The following is a 23,600-nucleotide window of genomic DNA, read 5'->3' as shown; positions in this document are numbered from 1 at the left end:
CTCGCCGCATGCAGAGTTCGGCCCAATGCCGGCGCCCTCGCCGGCCGGGATACAGAACGCCGGCGCGAGACACGGGGCCGATCTGGCCTTCGCTCCCACGCCGGCGATAACGGATCTAGTACAGGCCGCCGGTGCCGGACCCGACGCTGCGCCCGCCGCCGGGAGAGACGTTGAACGGCGCGCCGCCACCCTCACCCGCAGCACCGATGACCGAGTAGCTGTCGGGCGGAGCGGTACCCGGCTTGAAGGCTTCGAGAATGCCGCCTTCGCCACCGGCACGCATGCCGCTGCGCGGATCGACGCGGATCAACTTGATGCCGGCCGGCACGCGGAACGGCGTCGCCGGCTTGTCCTTCAGCGCAGCCATCATGAAGTCGCGGAAGATCGGAGCGGCATATTGGCCGGCCGTCGCCGAGTTGCCCAGCGACTTCGGCTTGTCGAAGCCCATATAGACGCCGACCGCGAGATCCGGCGAGAAGCCGACGAACCAGACGTCCTTGGCCTCGTTGGTCGTGCCGGTCTTGCCCGCGAGTGGCTTGCCGACCGACTTGACCACCTGCGCCGTGCCGTTCTGCACCACGCCTTCGAGCAGTGAAACCATCTGGTAGGCCGTCAGCGGATCGAGCACCTGGTCGCGATTGTCGATCAGGCGCGGTTCCTTCTGGCTCGCCCATTTGTCAGCATTGCAGCCTTCGCAGACGCGCTGATCGTGACGATAGATCGTGCCACCAAAGCGATCCTGGATGCGGTCGATCAAGGTCGGACGAATGCGCTTGCCGCCGTTGACCAGCATCGAATAGGCCGCCGTCATGCGCATCACGGTGGTTTCACCGGCGCCGAGCGACATCGAGAGCACCGGCAGCATGTCGTCATAGATGCCGAAGCGACGGGCATATTCCGCGATCAGCGGCATGCCGACATCCTTGGCAAGGCGGACCGTCATCAGGTTCTTGGAGAACTGGATGCCGTAGCGCAGGGTGCGTGGCCCGGTCGACTTGCCATCATAGTTCTCAGGCCGCCAGACACCGAGGCCGCCGCCCTGATCGACCTCGATCGGCGCGTCGAGCACGATGCTCGACGGCGTATAGCCGTTGTCGAGCGCAGTGGCGTAGACGAAAGGCTTGAAGGACGAGCCCGGCTGGCGCAGCGCCTGCGTCGCGCGGTTGAACTCCGACTGGTCATGCGAGAAGCCGCCGACCATGGCCAGCACGCGGCCGGAATACGGATCCATCACGGTGATGGCACCGTTGACCTCGGGCATCTGGCGCAGGCGGACCTGGCCGGGCCTGCTGTCAATCGGCTCGACATAGACGACATCGCCGACCGAGACGGCCTGGGCGACGCGGGCGCGTCGGGTCCAGCGTATGCCGTCACCCGTCAGCGTCACGGTATCGCGCTCGGTCCGGAGATGACCGGAATTCTCGCGTCCCGGATGCAGGCCGAGTCGCGCGCTGTCGCCACTGACATCGAGCACGACGGCAAGGCGCCAGGGCGCCACGTCGCCGAGCACCGGCAAGTCGCCGAGCGCAATGCCCCAGTCGCGCGCGCTGATGTCGAGCTTCTGGATGGCACCGCGCCAGCCGCGCGCCTCGTCGAAGCGCACGAGCCCGTCGACCAGCGACTTGCGGGCAAGCAGCTGCATCTTGGGATCGACGGTGGCGCGCACGGAAAGGCCGCCCTCGAGCAGCTTCTTCTCGCCATAGCGATCCTGCAGCTCGCGGCGAATCTCTTCGGCAAAATAGCCGGCCGCGATGTTGTTAGGTGAAACCGTACGCGGGTTGACGCCGAGTGGCTGCTTCTTGGCGGCCTCGGCCTCCTCGCGCTTGACCACGCCGTTCTCCGCCATGCGATCGAGCACGTAGTTGCGACGCTCGATCGCCCGTTCACGATTGCGGAAGGGGTGAAGGTCGGTCGGAGCCTTGGGCAGAGCCGCGAGATAGGCGACCTCCTGCAGGTTCAGCTCATGCACCGACTTGCCGAAATAATTCAGTGCAGCAGCGGCAACGCCGTAGCTGCCCTGCCCTGGCGCCGGAGCTCCGAGGTAGATCTCGTTCAGGTAGAGTTCGAGGATCTTGTCCTTGGAATAGGTCCCCTCGATGCGCAGCGCGATCAGCGCCTCGCGAATCTTGCGTTCCAGCGACTGCTCCGAGCCGACGAGGAAGTTCTTCGCAACCTGCTGGGTAATGGTCGAGGCGCCCTGCGGCCGGCGACCGGAGGCGCGGTTGCGGAAATTCGTGATCGCAGCACGGACAAGCCCTTCAGGGTCGACGCCCATATGCTTGTAGAAATTCTTGTCCTCAGCCGAGAGATAGGCGTCGACGACCAGCTTGGGAATCGCCTGGATCGGCAGATAGAGGCGGCGCTCGCGGGCGAATTCGGCGATCAGGCTGCCGTCACCGGCATGCACGCGACTCATCACCGGCGGCTCATAGTTCCGCAGCTGCGCCGAGTCGGGCAGATCCTTCGAATAATGCCAGATGAACCCGCCGGCCACGACCGCGCCGATGACGAATACGATCGTGCCCGCAGCGAATAGCCACCCGAAGAGTCGCAGAATAAACCGCATCTAAGGCCCATGCCCCTGATTGCTGTGCAGTGACCGGTCTTGCCGGGTTCGCCGCAACAGAGCCGATCTCGTGCAAGAAACGGCTGCCACCGTCTCGCTCCCAGCTCTCGTCCTCGTCGCTTCCAAATCAGGTCTATAACACGGCTGAGATGGCGGAACCGTGGCCTAACGACCACAATCTTCGCCAACCGCATCAACAGGTCTCAACGTTGGTTCGCGGCAGCTTTTCCAGCCGAAAGCGTACTGGTGAAATAGCCATCGATCGCGTTGTGGACCGCCCCGACTGCCTGCGCTCGCCAGGATGGCGAATTCAGCAACTCCGCATCCTTGGGGCTCGACATATAGCCGAGCTCGATCAGTACGGAGGGAACATCCGGCGCGGTCAGGACACGAAATCCTGCGGAACGCAAGGGTACCTTGTGCAGCTTGACCGAACCGCCGAGCTTCTCGACCAGATTTCGCGCGAAGACCGAAGAGAATGTCCGGGTTTCCCGCTTGGCGAGATCCATCAGGATGCCCGCGACGTCCTGCACATCCTCGGCCGCGTCGAGGCCCGCGACGGCATCCGCCTGGTTTTCCTTGGCGGCGAGCCGGGCCGATTCGGCATCGGTGGCGCGCTCCGAGCCGGTATAGATCGTTGCGCCGCGCACATCCTGCGCCTGCGTCAGCGAATCGGCATGGATCGAGATGAAGAGATCGGCGCCGGCGGCGCGGGCGATCTTCACGCGCTGCCCCAATGGTACGAAGGTATCGTCATCGCGCGTCATCATCACCCGATAGCGGCCGCCGGCTTCGAGTTGCTCCTTCAGTGCCAGCCCGAAGGCCAGGACGACCGATTTCTCGGCGATCGAGGCAACCACGGCACCGGGATCGATCCCACCATGTCCGGGGTCGATCACCACGAGTTGGCGTGTCTCGCCGTGCGGCTTGGGCACTTGAGACGCCGGCCCCTCCTGCGACTGCGGAGCCGGGCGAACCGAAGCCGCCTGGAACTCGGCCCGGCTTGCGCGCTTCAACTCGACGACGAGCTCACCGAATCCGCCGCGCACCTTGCGGACCTCGGCCTTCGCGACGACGGCTGGCTGAGCGAGATCCAGAATGATGCGGGAACGATCGGCCGTGAACATCCCGAAACGGAAGGCGCTGACGAAGCCAGCACTCTTGCGCGCCGTATTCGGCTGAACCTGGAAATTGACAGAAGGCAGATCGATCACCGCCCGATCGGGCGCGGCCATCACCGAGGCGCTGATCTCGACGGGACGCGAGAGCGCCATGGTGAGCCTGACGACCTCACCGGCCTGCTCGATCCTGGCATCGGTCGCGACTGGAAACTCGTTTGCAGGCCTGACCGCAGGATTGGCGTTTGCCGGCGCGCATGGCACTAGAATCAACCAGGACCCGAGCATCAGACGGACCACGCCTGAAACCGTCAGCCGGTTCAGGCCAGCGCTGTGGGAATGGAACGTCAGGCGAATGGATCCCATTGGCGTCACCAAGGCTTAACCATAGCGACGCAGAAGCTTAACAGCCGGTTACCACGCAATTGTGATGGCGAGAACCGCCCCGGCGCCACCGCCATGATGTTGCCCAAGCGATGTGACTTGCAAATCACTGTCACCTGTCTGTAATGGGGGTGGTTGCATTGCAAAGCCACCCGTAGCGCGCATCCGGATTCGAGGATCCGTTGGCGTCCGGGACACGGCGAAGCGACAGGCCCTTACAGGACTTGTCGCGGCAGGGCAGCCGCCAACGGATCGTCCGCGGACGGCCTGCGTCAGGCATGAGGTTCGACGCATGGCAGTCTTTCGCGAGCGTGCAAACGCGGTGCAATCGTCTTCGACGCACGCACTGCAGGTTAGGTCAGATGTCGGGGCATACGACGCCGCTTAGCTCATCGGTGCATCGTCCATACCTTCGGGACTGCGGCGGGTTTTTTGCCCGGGCAGGCTTCCCGATCCGCCATCGCGTCCTGATCCCTCACTCCCTCCTGCAACATGCCGGTTCATGCCGGCTCATGCGCGGCGCCCCTGCCCGCGGCAGCGGATATCCTTCCGCAGCCCGGCGGGTCCTGTCGGCGGCTGCGCCAATGGAAATCTCTTATGGCCAACAAGATGCTTATCGACGCAACACACCCGGAAGAGACCCGGGTCGTGGTGGTGCGCGGCTCGCGCGTCGAGGAATTTGATTTTGAATCTGCCAGCCGCAAGCCGCTGCGGGGCAATATCTATCTGGCGAAGGTGACGCGGGTCGAACCTTCGCTCCAGGCCGCATTCGTCGAATATGGCGGCAACCGTCACGGGTTCCTCGCCTTCTCCGAAATCCATCCGGATTACTACCAGATCCCGGTTGCCGACCGGCAGGCCCTGCTCGCCGAGGAGGCACGCGCCGACCGCGAGGAAGAGCGCGACGAGGAACGCCGTGAGAAGCGCGGCCGCCGCGACCGCGGCCGGCGTGACCGCGACGGACGCGCCAAGAAGGCGAGCAACGACGAGACCGTCAGCGCCGATGTCGTCGAGACCGACGGCAAGGAAGCCGCCATGGTCAACGAAGGCGCGCCCGCCTTCGGCGAGTATTTTGCACCGGAGGTCGCAGAATCGAGTGACGAGACCGTCGTCGAGAACGCTGCGCCCCTGACCTTCGAGACCGTGATCGAAGCCTCTGCAGAAGTCGGCGAGGCGTCCGCTGACAACGAGGAAGCGCGCCGTCCGTCCGAGAATGACGAGGACGAGAACGGCGAAGACAGCGACGACCACGGCCACGACGAGCCGCAGGAAGAGCCGGAGCAGCTCGGCGGCGGCGACGCCCTGGACGATATGCCGGAGCGCCCGCGCCACTCGCGCCGCCAGTACAAGATCCAGGAGGTGATCAAGCGCCGCCAGATCATCCTGGTCCAGGTCGTCAAGGAAGAGCGCGGCAACAAGGGCGCGGCGCTCACCACCTATCTCTCGCTCGCCGGCCGCTATTCGGTGCTGATGCCGAACACCGGCAAGGGCGGCGGCATCTCGCGCAAGATCACCAATGCCGAGGACCGCAAGCGCCTCAAGGAAATCGCCCAGGAACTGGAGGTGCCGGAAGGGATGGGCATCATCCTGCGCACGGCCGGCGCCTCGCGCACCAAGGTCGAGATCAAGCGCGACTACGAGTATCTGATGCGGATGTGGGAGAGCGTGCGCGAACTCACGCTCGGCTCCGTCGCGCCGGCGCTCGTCTATGAGGAAGGAAACCTCGTCAAGCGCTCGATCCGCGATCTCTACAACAAGGACATCGACGAGGTTCATGTCGCCGGCGAGGAGGCCTACCGCGAGGCCAAGGACTTCATGCGCATGCTCATGCCGAGCCATGCCAAGAGCGTGAAGGCCTATCGCGACCAGACCCCGCTCTTCGCCTCGTTCGGCGTCGAGAGCCAGCTCGACGCGATGTTCTCCAACACCGTCACGCTGAAGTCCGGCGGCTATATCGTCATCAACCAGACCGAAGCTCTGGTCGCGATCGATATCAACTCGGGCCGCTCGACCCGCGAACACAATATCGAGGACACGGCTCTCAAGACCAATCTCGAAGCGGCGGAGGAAATCTCCCGCCAGCTCAGGCTGCGCGATCTTGCAGGTCTCATCGTGATCGATTTCATCGACATGGAGGAGAATCGCAACAACCGCGCCGTCGAGAAGAAGCTCAAGGACTGCCTCAAGAACGACCGTGCGCGCATCCAGGTCGGCCGGATTTCGGCCTTCGGCCTGCTGGAGATGTCGCGTCAGCGCATCCGCACCGGCGTCCTCGAGAGCTCCTCGGTCCCCTGCCCGCACTGCGCGGGTGCCGGCATGATCCGCTCGACCTCCTCGGTGGCGCTGCAGATCCTGCGCGCGCTGGAAGAGACCCTGATCAAGAGCGCCTCGCACAATCTTTCGGTCCGGACGCGGCCTGAAGTGGCGCTCTATGTCCTCAACCAGAAGCGCGCGCATCTCACCGACCTCGAGACACGCTTCGCCATCGCGATCACGGTCTCGGCCGACGCGACCCTGCTCGGCACCCGCTATTTCGAGGTCGAGCGCGGCGAGTTCGTCGGCAATGAAGGCCGCGTCGTTCCGAGCCCCTTCAAGGCCGAGGCGATCGCGCATGTCGATGACGATGCGCTCGATGCAGCGGCCGAGGCGGAGGCCGCCGGAGGAAGCGAAGACGAGCAGGAAGACGCTACCCAGGCAGACGCCGTTGCGGAACGCGGCGATGGCGAAGCCCGTGGGGACGGCGGACGCAAGCGCCGCCGCCGTCGTCGGCGCCGGCGTGGTGGCGAGCGCGATGCGAACGGCCAGCAGATCGAGGGCGGCAGCGACGCCGAAGGCGATGAAGGCGACGAGGATGGCGACGAGCACGCCGACAGCCCCGCTGTCGCGGAAGCCACCCCGGCTCCCGTAGCCGAGCCAGCCGAAGCGCCTGTCGCCGAGGTTGCAGCCGAAGCCGTCGAGGAGGCCAAGCCGCGCCGCGCCCGCCGCAGCACGCGCAAGATCAAGGCCGAAACCGAGCAAGAGGCAGCCCCCGAAGCGGCGAAGGCAGCCGAGGGCGTGACGGAGACCGTCGCCGCCGAGGCCGCACCGGCCGAGAAGCCGAAGCGTAGTCGGGCACGCAAGAAGGTCGTACCGATCACCGAGGACGGCGTCGCCGCCGAGGCTCCCGCCCCCGCAGTCGAAGCTCCGGCTGCTCCGGTCGAGACGCCGATCACCTCCGAAGCTGAGCCCGCTCCCGAACCTGCCCCGCGTGTCGTCGAGGAACCCGTCGCGGTCGTCCTGACCCCGCCGGATCCGGACCGGCCGAAGCGCGGCGGCTGGTGGAACAAGCTCGCCGGACGCAAGTAAGACTTCCGGCCGCTGCGATCACTCGCAGCGGCCTTCTTCGTTAAGGGGGTGACCGTCGATGCCGCCGCCGAGAAGCTTTGAGCGACTGGCGCTCGTCGTCGTCTGCATCGCGGCGCTGCTCGGTCTCGCCTGGCTGGCTTTGCAGGCGATCGGCTGGTTCGGCGTCGGCTTGCTCGGCCTCTTCATCGCCTTCGTGGCGATCCGCTTCGAGCTCGAGGAAAACCGGCCCGTCGGCCACCAGATGACGCCGGATCTCTATGCCAGCCAATTCCACAAGCATGGCCGTGAGCATGAGGCAGAGCGAGCGGGCTTTCGCACCCAACTCGTCGCCCAGATTTCTGCCGCCCGCCTCGGACTCGGGCTTGGCCTCCTGCTGACAGCCATTGGCTTCGGCTTCTTCTTCATCCTCGAAGCCAGTCGTTGAGACCCTACCCGGCCGAAGGCGCCAGCGGCGTCGGCGGCTGGATGGTCGTGATCGATGCGGCGGCCCCGGCAGAGGCCTGCCCTTCACCGCCCCTGACGGTCACGGCGTTCGAGGCAAAGGCTACGCCGGCATCGTTGAGCGCCTGATACATCCGCTTCAGCGCCTCACGCTGGAGCGCACCGGCCTGAGCCGGCTTGGCGGTGAATTTCAGCCGGATGACGATCGCAGTGTCGGCAATCTCGGCCACACCCTGCATCTTGAGCTGCGCGATGAAGTGAGGTCCGAATTCCGGGTCCTCCAGCAACGCGAGGCCGATCTTCTTGATTGTCTTGCGCGCCTTCTCGATATCGGCGGAGCGGTCGAGCCGGACGTTGAACTTCACCGTTGCCCAGTCGCGGCTGGCATTGGTCAGGGACGGGATCTGGCCGAAGGGCACTGTATGGATCTGTCCGCTCTGATGGCGCAGTTGTACCGAGCGTAGCGAAATCTTCTCGACCGTGCCCTTGAGCCGCCCCGTATCGACGTATTCGCCGACGCGGAAGGCATCCTCGACCATGAAGAAGAAGCCGGAGACGATATCGCGCACGAGCGCTTGCGAACCGAAGGACACGGCGAGGCCCAGGATGCCGAAGCCGGCCAAGAGGGGCCCGATATCGACACCCAGCCGTGATAGCACGACAAGGCTGGTCAGGCCGATCACGGCCCCGAGCACGACACCGCGCAGCACCGGGAGCACCGTGCCGAGCCTGGACGGGACATGGTCGTCTGGGGGAGCTTCCTCGTCTGTCGGCCCTGCATGCACGGCACGCGGCGTATAGGCATCGAAGAAGGCACGCAGGAAGGTCAGCGCGATCCATCCCATGAAGGCCAGGGAGGCGACACTGAGGAGGCGTTGACCGAACGACACGGTATCGGGCGCATCGGCGTCCATGACGAAACCGCTCCAGAGCCGGACCAGCAAATAGAGGGCGCAGAGCCAGACGAAGCCCACCACGCTCGATTGCAAGGTCCTGCCCATTGCACTCGAGAGTGGGGTCTGCTCGCGCTCCACGGAGCGACAGTTCAGCCACGAGCGGATCAGCGCCCCAAGCCCCGACGCCACGATCGGAGCAAGCACGACGATGAACTGCGTGGTCCCCGCCTTGACGCCCCAGTGCGCGCCATCAGGCATGACAGCGGCGCTGCGGCCCACGGCCCAGATCAACACGGCGCTCGCCATCAAGAGCCAGGGCGTCGCCGCAGCAACCAAGCGGCGCAAGCCGCTTGCCGAGGGGCCGGGCTGCGCCAGGCTGACAAGGTCATGCCGTGCGTACCAGAACCACCAGACCTTGTAGGCCGTCAGCAGGAGCGAGGACACCGCGAACCATCCGGCAATCGAGGCAGGATCCGACGCCGAGCCTTCGCCGAGCGCGTTCACGACCAGAACGATATGCCCGAAGAAGGCATAGATCATGATCAGCCCGAAATGCCGTTCGGCGCGCGGCAGAGGCAGGATGCGCCGCGCCGGGTTCCCCGGGGAAAGCAGGAACCTCCCGGCCATCGCGAACGACCACAACATCCCCAGTCCGTAAAGTTCGGCCGTGGCGATGTGTTGCGCGAAATCGAGCTGCGGCAGAAGCCACCGCACCAGGGTTCGCCCGGCGAGCCATAGGGCCACGAGCGCGGCGAAATCGTGCAAAAGGCCGATCGAGGAGGCAACGAACCGTTCGAAGAGCGTGTCGTCCCGCGGCACCAGGCGCTTGGCGATCAAGCCGCGCGTCATTTTCCAGAGGATGACGGCGAAAGCCGTGGCGGCAAACAGGACGAGCAGGACGCGGGCCCCCGCCGACATTCCCGTGGCGCCATTCTGATTTGCGGCCCAGGCGCGAGCCCAGTCGCTCGGTATGCGCGTCGCGGACGGGATCGAGGCGTTGCCATAGTCGAACCCTTCGACGAAATGGTTGGCAACCTCCTCCAGCCGCGTTTCGGCAACCGCAACGCGCGTTTCCGCAGGCGCGGGCTTGACAGGTGTGGCCGCTGCCGCCGGTGCAGTTGCGACGGCCTCGCCGGGGCCAGCCATGCGGAGAATGACCTTGCGCCCCCCCGCCTCCAGCGTCGTGATGGTCTTGCGCAGCGCGTCTGGCGCCTCGTCCCCGCGCAGGATCAGGGTCACGCTGTTGTCACCGGACGCCTGGGCGAACGCTGCGGATCCCGATCCGATGAGCAGAAAGGCAAGGAGGACCAGCGCCGCCGGGAGGGCATGACCGCGCGAAGACGCAAAGAAAGCTCGCATCAAAACCGGTTCCCCCTTGTCTGCTCTCCTATGACTTGGACGGGAATACATCCGTTTGGCAAGCATTCCGCGCTGGCATCGTTACAGGCTCTCAGCGCCGTTTCAGCCACATGCCCAAGCGCGAGACCGCGTCCTCGCATTCAGCCAGCGAACCGGCGAAGGAAAGTCGCACCGTGCGTGCGCCACGCCCCCCGTCGAAATCGAGGCCGGGGGTGATCGCAACATGAGCCTGTTCGAGCACATCGCGGCAGAAGGCCATGGAATCGTTCGAATATCGTCCGATGTCGAGATAGATGTAGAAGGCCCCGTCGACAGGCAGGAAATCGCCCAGGCCGATTTCAGGCAAAGCCTTCAGCAAATAGGCTCGGTTGGCGGCATAGCCGGCCTTGATTGCCTCGCACTCGGCATTCGCATCGAAGGCCGCCTCACCCGCCACCTGGCTGAGATACGGCACCGAGATCGAGAAATTCTGCTGCAACCGCTCGATCGTGCGCACCATGCGCTGCGGCACCACGAGCCAACCGACGCGCCAGCCCGTCATGCAGTAATATTTCGAGAACGAATTGACGATGATCGCGTCCTGATCGGCGCTCAGCGCCGTCGTCGCGGGCGTCTCATAGGTCAAGCCGTGATAGATTTCGTCGGAAATGTACCACAACCCAAGGCGGCGGCATTCAGCGGCGACGGCAGCGATCGCGTCTGGTGCCATCACCACGCCGGTCGGATTGGCCGGGCTCATGGTCAGGACGCCCGCGAGCGGGCGCTCGGCGTGAGCTTTCGCAATCAGGTCCGGGGTCAGCGCGTAGCGGGTCTCCGGACCTACCTCGATCGCGACCGGTTCCAGCCCCAACGCGGTCAGGATGTTGCGATAGGCCGGATAGCCCGGCGCCGTGATCGCGACGCGTGCGCCCGGCTGGAAACAGGCGAGGAATGCGAGAATGAAGCCACCCGACGAACCGGTGGTCACGATGACACGCTCGGCCGGTATGCTGACGCCATAGGCGTCCTGATAGTGGCGCGCGATACGCGCCCTGAGAGAGTCGGTGCCGAGCGCCTGCGTATAGCCGATGCGACCATGCTCGAGCGCGCGCGCCGCTGCAGCGCGGATGCTGGCCGGTGTCGGCGCCGAAGGCTGCCCGACCTCCATATGCACGACCGAACCACCGGCCCGCTCGATCGCTGCGGCCTGGTTCATCACGTCCATGACGATGAAGGGTGCGACCTCGGCCGCACGAGCGGAGAGCGCGGGCGGCGTCGCTAGGCGGTGAACATCGGTTGTCATGCAGATCTCGCGTCGGGAACCGGCGGAGCCCCGCCCGCCACTTGAAGCAGTGCCCTAGAGCATCAGGAGGGAGCGTGGGAAGCCGTTTGTGGCACAGACGACGACCGGGGGGCCTCCTTCGAGAGGCCGGCTTGCGCCTGCCCCGTCTCCAACTCGGCGACAGGAGGTGACCGACCATCGCATTCGCAATGGTGTTGAGCGACGCTGCGCACAGGTCAGGTCATGCTCCCGCCGCAACCGCTGGCAAAGCTGTGAATTGACGCTGCCCGCGCGAGAGCGGAGAAGGGGCGCAAGATGACCGGTTCAACGCTTGCCGTGGCCAAGGGCCGGCGAGCCCGAAAGGATGACGACATGGCTCTGTTCACCCTGCTCCGCCCGGCCTTCGCCGGAATCAGGCGCGCGGGTCTGGTCTTGGGCGGGCTCGGCCTCGCCGTAACCCTGGCCGCCGCTCCGGTTCAGGCGCAGGGACAGCCCCTGTCACCCGAACAGCGCAAGGCCGTCACCGATCTCATTCGCGAGACGCTGCTGAAGAACCCTGAACTGATCCAGGAAGCGCTCGTCGAACTCGAGCGCCGCAATCAGGTCGCTCAGGCCGAGGCACAGCGCAGCGCCGTCGCCAGCGAAAAGGCGAACCTCGTCGATCCCGCGACATCGATCATCGCCGCCAATCCGCAGGGTGATGTCACCCTGATCGAGTTCATGGATTACAATTGCGGCTTCTGCAAAAGGGCGCTCGACGATGTCCGCACCCTCGCCAAGGACGACCCGAAGCTGCGCGTCGTGATCAAGGATTTCCCGATCCTCGGCCCCGATTCGGTCGAGGCGAGCCGTGTCGCCATCGCCGTGAAGAACCAGCTGCAGGGCCAGAAGTACTGGGATTTCCACAACAAGCTGATGGCGACCAAGGGCCGGATCAACGGCGCCAAGGCGCTGGAGATCGCCAAGGACGCCGGCGCCGATGTCGAGCGCGCCCGCAAGGACATGGACGCGCCTGCAACCCGCGCCGCGATCGAGTCCACTGTCGCACTCGGCGATCGGCTCGGCCTGACCGGCACTCCGGCCTTCATCATCGGTGACGAAGTTGTCTTCGGCGCCGTTGGCGCCGCGGCGCTGAAGGAGAAGATCGAAGCCGTCCGCAAATGCGGCAAGGCCACCTGCAGCGGCTGATGAAACCGGCCGGCCTGTGGTGGCTCTCATCGCAGGCCGGCGTCACAGGCTTCCCCTGTCCCGCCGTTCCGGTTAAGACGACGCCGACGCCGCAGCTTCGCGGCTTGAGGAATCAACGCGAGCCATGGTCGCCGTCCACGTCCTGAACGGACCCAATCTGAATCTGCTCGGCACCCGCGAGCCCGGAACCTACGGTTCGGTGACGCTCGCCGGCGTCGAGGAACGCCTTAAGGCGAGGGCCGCCGCTGCCGGGGTCGAGCTGACCTTCAGCCAGACCAATTTCGAAGGTGAGCTCGTCACCCGCGTGCAGCAGGCAGGGCTGGCGGGAGCCGGCATCATCATCAATGCCGGCGCCTACACCCACACCTCCGTCGCGCTGCGCGATGCGATCAAGGGCACCGAGGCCCTCGCCATCGAGGTCCATGTCTCCAACGTGCACGCCCGCGAGGAATTCCGGCACCATTCCTACATGGCACCGGTCTGCGTTGGCGTGATCTGCGGCTTCGGCGTCGCCAGCTACGACCTTGCTTTCGACGCGATCGTGCCGCTTCTCCAGAAGCGCGCGGAAAAGACGGCGGCCTGAACGGGCCGGCTCAATCCAGCAGGGTGGCGCCTCGCGGCTGCCCATCCTCTCAACCAAGACGACGAAGACGGTGAAACCCGCCATGGCGACCAAGAGCCCGATCGATCCCGAACTGGTGCGCGAACTCGCGCAGCTCCTCAACGAGACCGACCTGTCCGAGATCGAGGTCGAGAAGGGTGATCTGCGCGTCCGTGTGGCCCGCACCATCTCCGCAACCGTGCAGGTGCCCGTCGCCTCGCATGCCCCGGCCATGGCCCATGCACCGGTCGCGACCGCGCCGGTCGAGGTCAAGTCGGCAGCCGCCCACCCCGGCACCGTGCCCTCCCCGATGGTCGGCACCGCCTATCGCCGCCCCTCGCCTGAAGCGAAGCCCTTCGTCGAGATCGGCCAGGAGGTAAAGGCGGGTGAGCGGGTCCTTCTCGTCGAGGCGATGAAGACCTTCAACGACATCGTCGCGCCGCGCGCCGGCAAGGTCACGGCGATCATGGTCGAGGACGGGCAGCCGGTCGAATACGGCGAGCCGCTTCTGGTGATCGAGTGAGCGGGGCAGCGGGCGCGGACGAGCCGAAGATGTTCGACAAGATCCTGATCGCCAACCGCGGAGAGATCGCGCTGCGCGTCCTGCGCGCGGCCAAGGAGCTCGGCATTGCGACCGTCGCGGTCCATTCGACCGCGGATGCCAATGCCATGCATGTGCGCCTCGCCGACGAGAGCGTCTGCATCGGCCCCCCGAGCGCCCGCGAGAGCTATCTCAACATTCCGGCCCTGATCGCGGCCTGCGAGATCACAGGCGCCGATGCGGTCCATCCCGGCTACGGCTTCCTGTCGGAGAACGCCCGCTTCGCCGAGATTCTCGAGCGGCACAACATCGCCTTCATCGGTCCCAAGGCCGAGCATATCCGGGTGATGGGCGACAAGATCGAAGCCAAGCGCACGGCCAAGCGCCTCGGCATTCCCTGCGTCCCCGGCTCGGAGGGCGGCGTCAGCGAGGATGCGGAAGCCCTGCGCATCGCGCGCGATATCGGCTTTCCCGTGATCATCAAGGCCGCGGCCGGCGGCGGTGGGCGCGGCATGAAGGTGGCGCGCAGCGAGGATGATCTCGTCGTGGCGCTCCAGACGGCGCGAACCGAGGCCAAAGCCGCCTTTGGCGATGACGCTGTCTATATCGAGAAATATCTCGAGAAGCCGCGCCACATTGAAATCCAGATCCTTGGCGACGGCCGCGGCCATGCCATCCATCTCGGCGAGCGCGACTGCTCGCTGCAGCGCCGCCACCAGAAGGTCTGGGAAGAAGGCCCCTCGCCCGCGCTCAATGCCGGCGAGCGAGACCGGATCGGCTCGATCTGCGCCAAGGCGATGGCCGATCTCGGCTATCTCGGCGCCGGCACGATCGAGTTCCTCTACGAGGATGGCGAGTTCTATTTCATCGAAATGAACACCCGCATCCAGGTCGAGCATCCGGTCACCGAGATGATCACCGGGATTGATCTGGTGAACGAGCAGATCCGCATCGCCGCCGGCGCGCCGCTCTCGCTCAAGCAGAGCGACATCATCATCGAGGGCCACGCCATCGAGTGTCGCGTCAATGCCGAGCATCCGGCGAATTTCCGCCCCTCCCCGGGCAAGATCGCCTCGTTCCATACGCCGGGCGGGCTTGGCGTCCGCGTCGATTCTGCGGCCTACCAGGGCTACTCGATCCCGCCCCATTACGACTCTCTGGTCGGCAAGCTGATTGTCCATGGTCGCAACCGGGCGGAATGCCTGATGCGGCTGCGCCGCTCGCTCGACGAGTTCGTCGTCGACGGTGTCGACACGACCCTGCCGCTGTTCCGCACGCTCGTGCGCAATCCCGACATCCTGAACGGCGACTACAATATCCACTGGCTCGAAAAGTTCCTGGCCGCGGGCGGCATGGGGCCCGAGGGACAATAGCGCCGGTCACGGCCTGTCATGCCCGCCCAATGGCGGGCATCGACATCCTGCGATGTCTCGATCGCCAGCCCCGCCACAGTGACGGGGACGGTCGCGATGGGACCGGCCATGACGAAAGAGCGCAGCTTTCGCGTTTGACTTGGCGCCGCGCTCACGCTCCCATCTGCACATGAAGGCTCGTTCAGCGCCAGTACGCTCGCCCGTGATCACGCCGGAGATCCTGCTGCGCGCTTATGCAGCCGGCATCTTCCCGATGGCGGAGAGCGCCGACGATCCAAACCTGTTCTGGGTCGAGCCCGAGGTCAGGGGCGTGATCCCGCTCGCGAACTTCCATCTGCCTTCACGCCTTGCCCGTAAGCTCCGCGCCGATCCCTTCGAGATCCGGGTCGACACCGCCTTCGAAGACGTCATCGCGGCCTGCGCCGAAGCGCGCCCGGACCGGCCCGATACCTGGATCAATACGCGGATCAGGGAGCTGTTTGGCGCACTTCACGAACTCGGGCACGCGCACAGCGTCGAATGCTGGCGCGATGGAAAGTTGGTTGGCGGGCTCTACGGCCTGTCCCTTGGCGCAGCCTTCTTCGGCGAGAGCATGTTTCATCGGGCGACTGACGCCTCGAAGGTCGCGCTCGTCCATCTGGTGGCCCGGCTGAAGCGCGGCGGTTACCGCCTGCTCGATGCCCAGTTCCAGACCACGCACCTTGCCCAGTTCGGCACACAGGAAGTGCCACGCGAGGCCTATCGCATGCTGCTCGAAGCCGCGATCGCCCATGACGCGGAATGGTGGAGCTGGCCAAAAGGCCAGGACATCGGCGGTCGCGAGGCCCTGACTGAGCTCATCTGAGTTCAGCCCTGATCACGCTGCGTTTGAACGAAATTGTCCAAATGCAGCGCGATCAACTCTTATAGTTTAGAGCATGCTTTATGCGAAAAACCGTTGCCACTTTTTCGCAGCATGCTCGTGCCCCTGCCTCAGTTATTGCCGGCGGGATCACGTCCAGGAACAGGATTGGTCGGGAAGAAGCGCTGGCTCGGCGCCTGACGCGGCTCAACCGGCACACCACGCGGCGGAGCCACATCCATGCGCTGTCCGGGGGGAAGCTGGGTGCCAGGAGGCGGCTGGGTGCCCGGCGGCAGTTGGTTGACGTCGCGTGGCGGCGTGCGCGGCCTGCGCTCTTCCGGTGGCGGCGGCGCTTCCGGATCCTTGGGATCGACCACGAGCTCGGTACCGCCCTTGCAGTCGGTCAGCCAGACATCATAGATCGCGTGCTCGACGCCATGGAGACCAGGGCTCGCGGCATACATCCAGCCCGTGAAGATGCGCCGGTACTCGTTCGAGAAGGTCACCTCGTCCACCTCGACGAAGGAGGTGGTCTGCGGGTTCTCAGTCGGCGGGCGGGTCCAGCAAACGCGGGGCGTCAGTTGCAGCGCACCGAACTGAACGGTCTCGTCGATCGCCACCTCGAAGGAAATGATCCGGCCGGTGATCTTGTCGAGGCCCGCAAAAACCGCCGTCGGATTGCGGATGCGGTCGGCCTTCGCAGGCTGGGCGACCATCAGGGCCGCGAGAGCTGGAGCGGCCAGGGCCGCGACCTTCGACAATCTGCTGACGGACCGCATCTTCTGCTACGAATCTCCCCTCCCGCCAGAAGACGGGGGCTGCGGCTTAACACGGCAATCGCAGCGGAAAAAGGGCAGCGGGGCCACAGTGACGCCTGCGGCGGCACCGCATCACTGGCTCTTGCGCGCCCGGAAGCGGGCGACCTTGTCGCGGTTGCCGCAGGTGCTCATCGTGCACCAGCGCCGCGTGTTGTTTCGCCCTCGATCGTAGAACACCATCACGCAGTCATGGTTGGCGCAGTGCTTGAGTCGAGCCGGCTCGTGGTCGCAGACGAAGCGGGCGAAATCCAGCGAGATCCTCCACGCCGCTCCGACGCCCCGATCGGCCACGGAGATTAGCGCGTAGCCCTCGTCACCCCTTTGCAACTGATAACGCTCGGTCGCCGGCACGAGCAGGCGGTTGATCGCATCGATAGACCCTTCCGGCAGCGGCTTGCCCTGCCGCAACAGGTCAAAGGTCGGGCGAAGGGTTTCCCGCAAGCTCTTGAGCTCAAACCCGGTTTCAGGCGTCGCCGCCTCCCCCAGCCCAGCCGCGGCAAGCCACGCCGCCATGGAGTGCGGCTCGCCGAGCAGATCCCGCGGTCCGGTCTCGGTCAGCGGCGTGGTGTTGAGCAGATCGAGCCAGGGCCGGCCGCCCATGAAGGGAAAGCCATCCCGGAAATCATCATTGGTCGGGCTCGCAGACATGGGCCGCTCCGGTTGGCGCAGGTGATTGCCATTTGTAACCTCTAATTTAGTCATTGACAGGTTACGCGTCAAATGACACCGTTGAACGACAGATTGACAGGTTACGGACTCGAAATGCGAACTCTCGTCAGTTCTGCCGCGCTCGCCACGTTTCTCATGTTCGGAGCCCCACTCATGTCCACCGCACAGCCCATTGCGCCCGTCCTCTCCCCGTCGGTCGCGGTCCGCTACGGCACCGCCACGATACAGGGCCTCGACATTTTCTATCGGGAGGCCGGACCTCGGGATGCTCCCGCCATCCTGCTGTTGCACGGCTTTCCGTCTTCATCGCATATGTTCCGCGACCTGCTGCCGCTGCTCGCCAAGGGCTACCGCGTCGTTGCGCCTGACTATCCCGGCTTCGGTCACAGCTCGGCGCCCGCGCCGAGCGAATTTGCCTACTCCTTCGACAGGCTGGCTGAGGTGATCGAGGGCTTCACGGAGCAGGTCGGCCTCACCCGCTATGCGCTCTATATCCAGGACTACGGCGGCCCGATCGGCTTTCGCCTCGCGCTCAAACATCCCGAGCGCATTCGCGCGCTGATCGTTCAGAATGCCGTCGCCAATGAAGGCGCCTGGAGCGCGGAGGCCCGCCGTGACATGGAGCCGCTCTGGCAAAACTGGACGCCCGAGACCGAAAAGCCCTTCCGCAATCTGCTCGGTGCCGACGGCACGAAGTTCCAGTACACGCATGGCGCGACCAGATTGGAGCGGCTCTCGCCGGATGCCTGGCGCCATGATCAGGCCGGGCTGGACCGCCCAGGCAATCAGGACATCCAGTTGCGGCTCCTCCACAACTATCAGAGCAATTTTGCCGCCTACCCGGTCTGGCAGGCCTATCTCGCCCGACACCAGCCTCCCGCGCTGATTGTCTGGGGCAAGAACGATCCGTTCTTCATGCTGGCGGGCGTCGACTATCTGAAGGAGCAGTTGCCGGCCGCAGAGGTGCATCTGTTCGATGCCGGCCATTTCGCGCTCGAGACCCATTCCGGCGAGATCGCGGAACGCGTCGATGCCTTCATGCAGCGATTGCCGAAGGCCGACTGACGCGAAACGGGCACTCCGTTGAATCGAAAGGGGCCGCCGGCGTTCATTCGCCGGCGGCCCCTTTCTCAAACAGATCGTGCAGGCTTCAGCGCCCGGGCGTCCAGGCCTCGTAGTCGCCCGTCGCGGGCGGGCGCTCGCCTTCAGCCAGGGTCGAGCCCTGAGGACGATAGGCCATGGCCGTTCCCGTCCAATTCTGCTGGTGCGGCTTCTGCCAGTCGCGCGGCTGATAGCTCTCCTCGGAGGGAGCGATATCGACGGTGTGATGCAACCAGCCATTCCAGCCAGCCGGAATGGTCGAAGCTTCGGCCAGGCCGTTATAGACCACCCAGCGCCGCTGCAGGCCCAGCGCCTTGTCCTTCACCCCACCCTTGGTGCGGTAATAGGTATTGCCGAATTCGTCCTGGCCGACCTTCTCGCCGAAGCGCCAGGTGTGGAAGCGCGTGCCAATGGTCTGGCCGTTCCACCAGGTAAAGATCTGCAGCAGCGTTTGCTTCATGGCTCTCGTCCGCCGTGGTCCGCGTCGCGCGACTTATGGCGAGAGCATCCCGCCCTGTCCAGCCCGCAGGAGGATTTACGGCAGATTCGTCGGAAGCGCGCGTTTCCGGAATGCAGGCCGCCATGATTCGGCCACCTTGCGAACACGTCCCAGGCACGGTTCGAAACGCGAAGATCTCCTGTCTCCAGACACTTGGCGCAGGCTGTGTAGATGGCGCTTGCGATGGTCAGGCGCGGCTGGCCCATTCACCTATGGTCAACCATGACTGCCGCGAATTTTATGCTTTCCGCCGCCCGCGGGATCGTCCACCCTTCGCTCAAGCGCACCGATTCCGCCCGTGATTCCGGGTGCTTAGCTGGCAGCTTGAAACTTATCCCCAGAACACACAGATACACACAAGATGTCGTGTCCACAGGGTTTGCGGCGCACTAATCCTTGACGGACCACCCCAGTCGGGACTAGTTTTTGTCAGTCGCGTGACGGCTGGCGGAGACGCCTTCGACACCCGCGAGAGAGTTCCCGGACGGGTCGAGGTGATCACCGCGTGGCATGCCATCCCTGGCAGCGGCGAACGGTGGCGTGCGGTCTGTCTGGTAGCGTCCGGAGTGCCGACGGCGGGAAACACCGCCGCGGAATCCAGGGGCATCAAACCGAGTTGGGCTGACATCAGGAGCCGGTGATCAACCGGCCGCGCGGGGCATTTTCGCCCGCGGCATGCATTGGGGACCAAGATCATGCGCATCGAGCGCCGCTACACCACCACCGGACAGTCGCCCTACGCCGCGATTCCCTTCCGTTCGGCTGTCAGCGAGATCCGCAACCCTGACGGCTCGATCGTCTTCCGCCTCGAAGGCATCGAGGTTCCCGACGCCTGGTCCCAGGTGGCGAGCGATGTGCTCGCGCAGAAGTACTTCCGCAAGGCGGGCGTGCCCGCAGCGCTGAAGCGCGTCGAGGAGAACGAGGTTCCCTCCTTCCTCTGGCGCTCGGTTCCCGACGAGGCCAAGCTTGCCGAACTCCCCGAGAGCGAGCGCTACGTCTCCGAGATTTCCTCCAAGCAGGTCTTTGACCGCCTCGCCGGCTGCTGGACCTATTGGGGCTGGAAGGGCGGCTATTTCTCCTCGGAAGAGGATGCCGCCGCCTTCCATGACGAGCTGCGCTTCATGCTCGCCACCCAGCGCGTCGCGCCGAACTCGCCGCAATGGTTCAATACCGGCCTGCACTGGGCCTATGGCATCGATGGCCCCGGCCAGGGCCATTTCTACGTCGACTTCAAGACCGGCAAGCTGGTGAAGTCGAAGTCGAGCTACGAGCATCCGCAGCCGCATGCCTGCTTCATCCAGGGCGTGGCCGACGATCTCGTCAACGAAGGCGGCATCATGGACCTCTGGGTCCGCGAGGCGCGCCTGTTCAAATACGGCTCCGGCACCGGCTCGAACTTCTCGATGCTGCGCGGCGAAGGCGAGAAGCTCGCCGGCGGTGGCCGTTCCTCCGGGCTGATGTCCTTCCTCAAGATCGGTGATCGCGCCGCCGGGGCCATCAAGTCGGGCGGAACGACGCGCCGTGCCGCCAAGATGGTCGTGGTCGATGTCGATCATCCCGATATCGAGACCTATATCGACTGGAAGGTCCGCGAGGAGCAGAAGGTCGCTGCGCTCGTCACCGGCTCGAAGATCGTCCAGAAGCACATGAAGGCCGTGATGAAGGCCTGCGTGAATTGCGAAGGCGACGGCGATTCCTGCTTCGACCCCGAAAAGAACCCGGCCCTGAAGCGCGAGGTCAAGCTCGCCCGCAAGGCGATGGTGCCGGACAACTATATCAAGCGCGTCATCCAGTTCGCCCGCCAGGGCTATACCGACATCCAGTTCGACATCTACGACACCGACTGGGATTCGGAAGCCTATCTGACTGTCTCCGGCCAGAACTCGAACAACTCGGTCTCGCTGACCGACGACTTCCTGCGCGCAGTGGAAGCGGATGCGGACTGGAACCTCACCGCCCGCACCACCGGCAAGGTCCTGAAGACGCTGAAGGCCCGCGATCTCTGGGAGAAGATCGGCTATGCCGCCTGGGCGAGCGCCGATCCCGGCCTGCACTTCAACACCACGATGAACGACTGGCACACCTGCCCGGCCTCGGGACGCATCCGCGCCTCGAACCCGTGCTCGGAGTACATGTTCCTCGACGATACCGCCTGCAACCTGGCCTCCGCCAACCTGCTGCAGTTCTACGACCGCGAGACCAAGAGCTTCGACGTCGCCGCCTATGAGCATCTCTGCCGGCTCTGGACCGTCGTACTCGAGATCTCGGTGACGATGGCGCAGTTCCCGAGCCGCGAGATCGCCGAGCTGTCCTATGAGTTCCGCACACTCGGCCTGGGTTATGCCAATATCGGCGGCCTGCTGATGACCATGGGCCTCGGCTATGATTCCGAGGAAGGCCGCGCGCTTGCCGGCGCCCTCACCGCGATCATGACCGGCGTCTCCTATGCGACCTCGGCCGAAATGGCGGGCGAGCTTGGCCCCTTCCCCGGATACAAGAAGAACGCCAGCCACATGCTGCGCGTCATTCGCAACCACCGCACCGCCGCTCATGGGCAGGCCTCGGGCTATGAAGGCCTGCAGGTTACGCCGGTGCCGCTCGACCATGGCACGCTCGCCCGTCTCGGCGGCTCGAGCGCCACCATGTCGGAACGCGCCCGCGCCGTCTGGGACGAGGCCCTCTCGCTCGGCAAGATGTATGGCTATCGCAATGCTCAGACGACGGTGATCGCGCCGACCGGCACGATCGGCCTCGTCATGGATTGCGACACCACCGGCATCGAGCCCGATTTCGCGCTGGTGAAGTTCAAGAAGCTGGCCGGCGGCGGCTACTTCAAGATCATCAACCGCGCCGTTCCCGACGCGCTGCGCTCGCTCGGCTACCGCGAGGCCGAGATCGCGGAGATCGAGGCCTATGCCGTCGGCCATGGCTCGCTAGCCCAGGCTCCTGGCATCAATCACGGCTCGCTCCGGGCCAAGGGCTTCCCCCAGGCCAAGATCGACGCGGTCGAGAAGGACCTGAAGGCCGCTTTCGACATCAAGTTCGTCTTCAACAAGTGGACGCTGGGCGAGGACTTCCTCGTCAATGAGCTCAAGGTCCCGGCCGAGAAGCTGAACGACATGTCGTTCGAGCTCCTGCCCTTCCTCGGCTTCTCGAAGGCCGAGATCGAGGCCGCGAATGTCCACGTCTGCGGAGCGATGACGCTGGAAGGCGCGCCGCACCTCAAGCTTGAGCATTACAACGTCTTCGACTGTGCGAACCCGTGCGGACGCATCGGCAAGCGCTATCTCTCCGTCGAGAGCCACATCCGCATGATGGCGGCGGCGCAGCCCTTCATCTCGGGCGCGATCTCGAAGACCATCAACATGCCGAACGACGCCACCGTCGAGGACTGCAAGAGCGCCTATCTGCTCTCCTGGAAGCTGGCCCTGAAGGCGAATGCCCTCTACCGCGACGGCTCGAAGCTGTCGCAGCCGCTGAACTCGGCGCTGATCTCGGACGAGGATGACGACGCCGACGACGCCGTCGAGTCGCTGCACCAGCAGCCGATGGCGGCACGCGCCACCCATGTCGCCGAGAAGATCGTCGAGCGCATCGTCGAACGGATCGAACGCAAGCGCGAACGCGAGAAGATGCCGGACCGTCGCACCGGCTATATCCAGAAGGCCGTCGTCGGTGGGCACAAGGTCTACCTGCACACCGGCGAATACTCGGACGGACGCCTCGGCGAGATCTTCATCGACATGCACAAGGAGGGCGCTGCCTTCCGGGCGATGATGAACAACTTTGCGATCGCGGTCTCGCTCGGCCTGCAATACGGCGTGCCGCTGGAGGAATATGTCGAGGCCTTCACCTTCACGCGCTTCGAGCCCTCGGGCTTCGTGCAGGGCAACCAGTCGATCAAGAACGCCACCTCGATCCTCGACTACGTCTTCCGCGAGCTGGCGATCAGCTATCTCTCGCGCAACGACCTCGCCCATGTCGACCCGAGCGAGATCGGCCATGACGTGATCGGTGGCGGTGTCGGCCAGGACAAGGCGCCGGACGCGGTGGGTGCGATCACCTCGACCCCGCTGGCCTCGACTGGCTTCCGCCGTGGCAAGCCGATCAACCTGCTCGCCATCCAGGGCGGAATCGTCCACGAGACCGTCGCCCGCAGCAGCAGCAACGTCACCTCCTTCGCCACCGCAGGCGCGACTGCGCTGAAGCCGGACGCCGAAGAAGAGGCCGTGGGCGAAGCTGAACTGGCCAAGCTCGGCTTCGCGGCTCCCGCCGGCCAGCCGACAGCCTCGGAGCGTCGCGCCGAAGCGATCATGAAGGGCTATGTCGGCGATTCCTGCGGCGAATGCGGCAACTTCACGCTGGTCCGCAACGGCACCTGCCTGAAGTGCAACACCTGCGGTAGTACAACTGGCTGCTCGTAGCACGCAGAGTACTGATACTGCTGAAAATCGGGGCATAGTGTTGCCGCGATTGTAGGTCGAGTTCCGCAATCAGCGATAGGGCGCCCGGTCCCGGCCGGGCGCCTTTCATTTGAAGAACCGAGCGCTCCCGAGGTCCCCCAGTCGTTCATTTTTGGTTTTCGCGGACGGCTGAACG

Annotated in this window: 16 protein-coding genes; 9 read left to right on the top strand and 7 right to left on the bottom strand. The window is 65.0% G+C overall.

The window, feature by feature from the left end; translation table 11 throughout:
* Positions 1–115 precede the first annotated feature (115 nt).
* Positions 116–2,566, bottom strand: coding sequence for a penicillin-binding protein 1A (locus tag AB4118_RS12345; RefSeq protein ID WP_441489995.1), 2,451 nt, complete (start codon positions 2,564–2,566; stop codon positions 116–118).
* A gap of 203 nt (positions 2,567–2,769) precedes the next feature.
* Positions 2,770–4,050 (bottom strand): N-acetylmuramoyl-L-alanine amidase, encoded by a 1,281-nt coding sequence (locus tag AB4118_RS12340; protein WP_441489994.1) that lies wholly within the window; start codon positions 4,048–4,050, stop codon positions 2,770–2,772.
* Positions 4,051–4,665: 615 nt separating this feature from the next.
* On the opposite strand from AB4118_RS12340, the gene AB4118_RS12335 reads away from it, so the two are divergent.
* Together AB4118_RS12335 and AB4118_RS12330 are read left to right on the top strand one after the other, a co-directional pair.
* Positions 4,666–7,413: an Rne/Rng family ribonuclease gene (locus AB4118_RS12335; protein WP_441489993.1), complete on the top strand. Its 2,748-nt coding sequence runs from the start codon at positions 4,666–4,668 to the stop codon at positions 7,411–7,413.
* 58 nt (positions 7,414–7,471) lie between these two features.
* A complete protein-coding gene (locus AB4118_RS12330; protein WP_441489992.1) occupies positions 7,472–7,837 on the top strand; it encodes a hypothetical protein in 366 nt (121 codons plus the stop codon).
* A gap of 4 nt (positions 7,838–7,841) precedes the next feature.
* Here the strand turns inward: AB4118_RS12330 and AB4118_RS12325 are convergent, their stop codons facing one another.
* The gene (locus tag AB4118_RS12325) at positions 7,842–10,109 is read right to left on the bottom strand and encodes a mechanosensitive ion channel family protein (RefSeq protein WP_441489991.1); all 2,268 of its coding nucleotides are present in this window, start codon (positions 10,107–10,109) and stop codon (positions 7,842–7,844) included.
* A 91-nt stretch (positions 10,110–10,200) separates the two neighbouring features.
* Positions 10,201–11,391 carry a pyridoxal phosphate-dependent aminotransferase gene (locus AB4118_RS12320; protein ID WP_441489990.1) on the bottom strand — a complete coding sequence of 397 codons (1,191 nt, stop codon included), beginning with the start codon at positions 11,389–11,391 and terminating at the stop codon, positions 10,201–10,203.
* A 351-nt stretch (positions 11,392–11,742) separates the two neighbouring features.
* Between AB4118_RS12320 and AB4118_RS12315 the strand changes: the two genes are divergently transcribed.
* The 5 genes from AB4118_RS12315 (at position 11,743) to aat (ending at position 15,917) form a co-directional block, all read left to right on the top strand.
* Complete coding sequence (locus AB4118_RS12315) at positions 11,743–12,558, top strand: DsbA family protein (RefSeq protein WP_441489989.1); 816 nt, start codon at positions 11,743–11,745, stop codon at positions 12,556–12,558.
* Positions 12,559–12,682: 124 nt separating this feature from the next.
* Complete coding sequence (gene aroQ / locus AB4118_RS12310) at positions 12,683–13,141, top strand: type II 3-dehydroquinate dehydratase (RefSeq protein WP_113512750.1); 459 nt, start codon at positions 12,683–12,685, stop codon at positions 13,139–13,141.
* A gap of 82 nt (positions 13,142–13,223) precedes the next feature.
* Positions 13,224–13,682, top strand: a complete 459-nt coding sequence (gene accB, locus AB4118_RS12305) for an acetyl-CoA carboxylase biotin carboxyl carrier protein (RefSeq protein ID WP_441489988.1) — start codon at positions 13,224–13,226, stop codon at positions 13,680–13,682.
* Positions 13,683–13,711: 29 nt separating this feature from the next.
* Positions 13,712–15,073 (top strand): acetyl-CoA carboxylase biotin carboxylase subunit, encoded by a 1,362-nt coding sequence (gene accC, locus AB4118_RS12300; protein WP_441489987.1) that lies wholly within the window; start codon positions 13,712–13,714, stop codon positions 15,071–15,073.
* Positions 15,074–15,242: 169 nt separating this feature from the next.
* Positions 15,243–15,917 (top strand): leucyl/phenylalanyl-tRNA--protein transferase, encoded by a 675-nt coding sequence (gene aat / locus AB4118_RS12295; RefSeq protein WP_441489986.1) that lies wholly within the window; start codon positions 15,243–15,245, stop codon positions 15,915–15,917.
* A gap of 128 nt (positions 15,918–16,045) precedes the next feature.
* Here aat and AB4118_RS12290 read toward each other — a convergent pair whose 3' ends face one another.
* Positions 16,046–16,630: a DUF2155 domain-containing protein gene (locus tag AB4118_RS12290; RefSeq protein WP_441490039.1), complete on the bottom strand. Its 585-nt coding sequence runs from the start codon at positions 16,628–16,630 to the stop codon at positions 16,046–16,048.
* Positions 16,631–16,804: 174 nt separating this feature from the next.
* Positions 16,805–17,380 carry a CGNR zinc finger domain-containing protein gene (locus tag AB4118_RS12285; protein WP_441489985.1) on the bottom strand — a complete coding sequence of 192 codons (576 nt, stop codon included), beginning with the start codon at positions 17,378–17,380 and terminating at the stop codon, positions 16,805–16,807.
* A 174-nt stretch (positions 17,381–17,554) separates the two neighbouring features.
* Here AB4118_RS12285 and AB4118_RS12280 point away from each other — a divergent pair, with 174 nt between their 5' ends.
* Positions 17,555–18,466, top strand: a complete 912-nt coding sequence (locus AB4118_RS12280) for an alpha/beta fold hydrolase (RefSeq protein ID WP_441489984.1) — start codon at positions 17,555–17,557, stop codon at positions 18,464–18,466.
* 85 nt (positions 18,467–18,551) lie between these two features.
* Here the strand turns inward: AB4118_RS12280 and AB4118_RS12275 are convergent, their stop codons facing one another.
* Positions 18,552–18,962, bottom strand: coding sequence for an NADH:ubiquinone oxidoreductase subunit NDUFA12 (locus tag AB4118_RS12275; protein ID WP_441489983.1), 411 nt, complete (start codon positions 18,960–18,962; stop codon positions 18,552–18,554).
* A gap of 734 nt (positions 18,963–19,696) precedes the next feature.
* Between AB4118_RS12275 and AB4118_RS12270 the strand changes: the two genes are divergently transcribed.
* On the top strand, positions 19,697–23,425 hold the full coding sequence (locus AB4118_RS12270) for a vitamin B12-dependent ribonucleotide reductase (RefSeq protein ID WP_441489982.1): 3,729 nt from the start codon (positions 19,697–19,699) through the stop codon (positions 23,423–23,425).
* The last annotated feature ends 175 nt before the right edge of the window (positions 23,426–23,600 follow it).

The organism is Allobosea sp. 2RAB26, assembly GCF_052115465.1.
In the GTDB taxonomy this organism is placed as follows: Bacteria; Pseudomonadota; Alphaproteobacteria; order Rhizobiales; family Beijerinckiaceae; genus Allobosea.
Note: the sequence above shows the minus strand (reverse complement) of the source record. Positions and strands in the feature narration are given on the sequence as shown.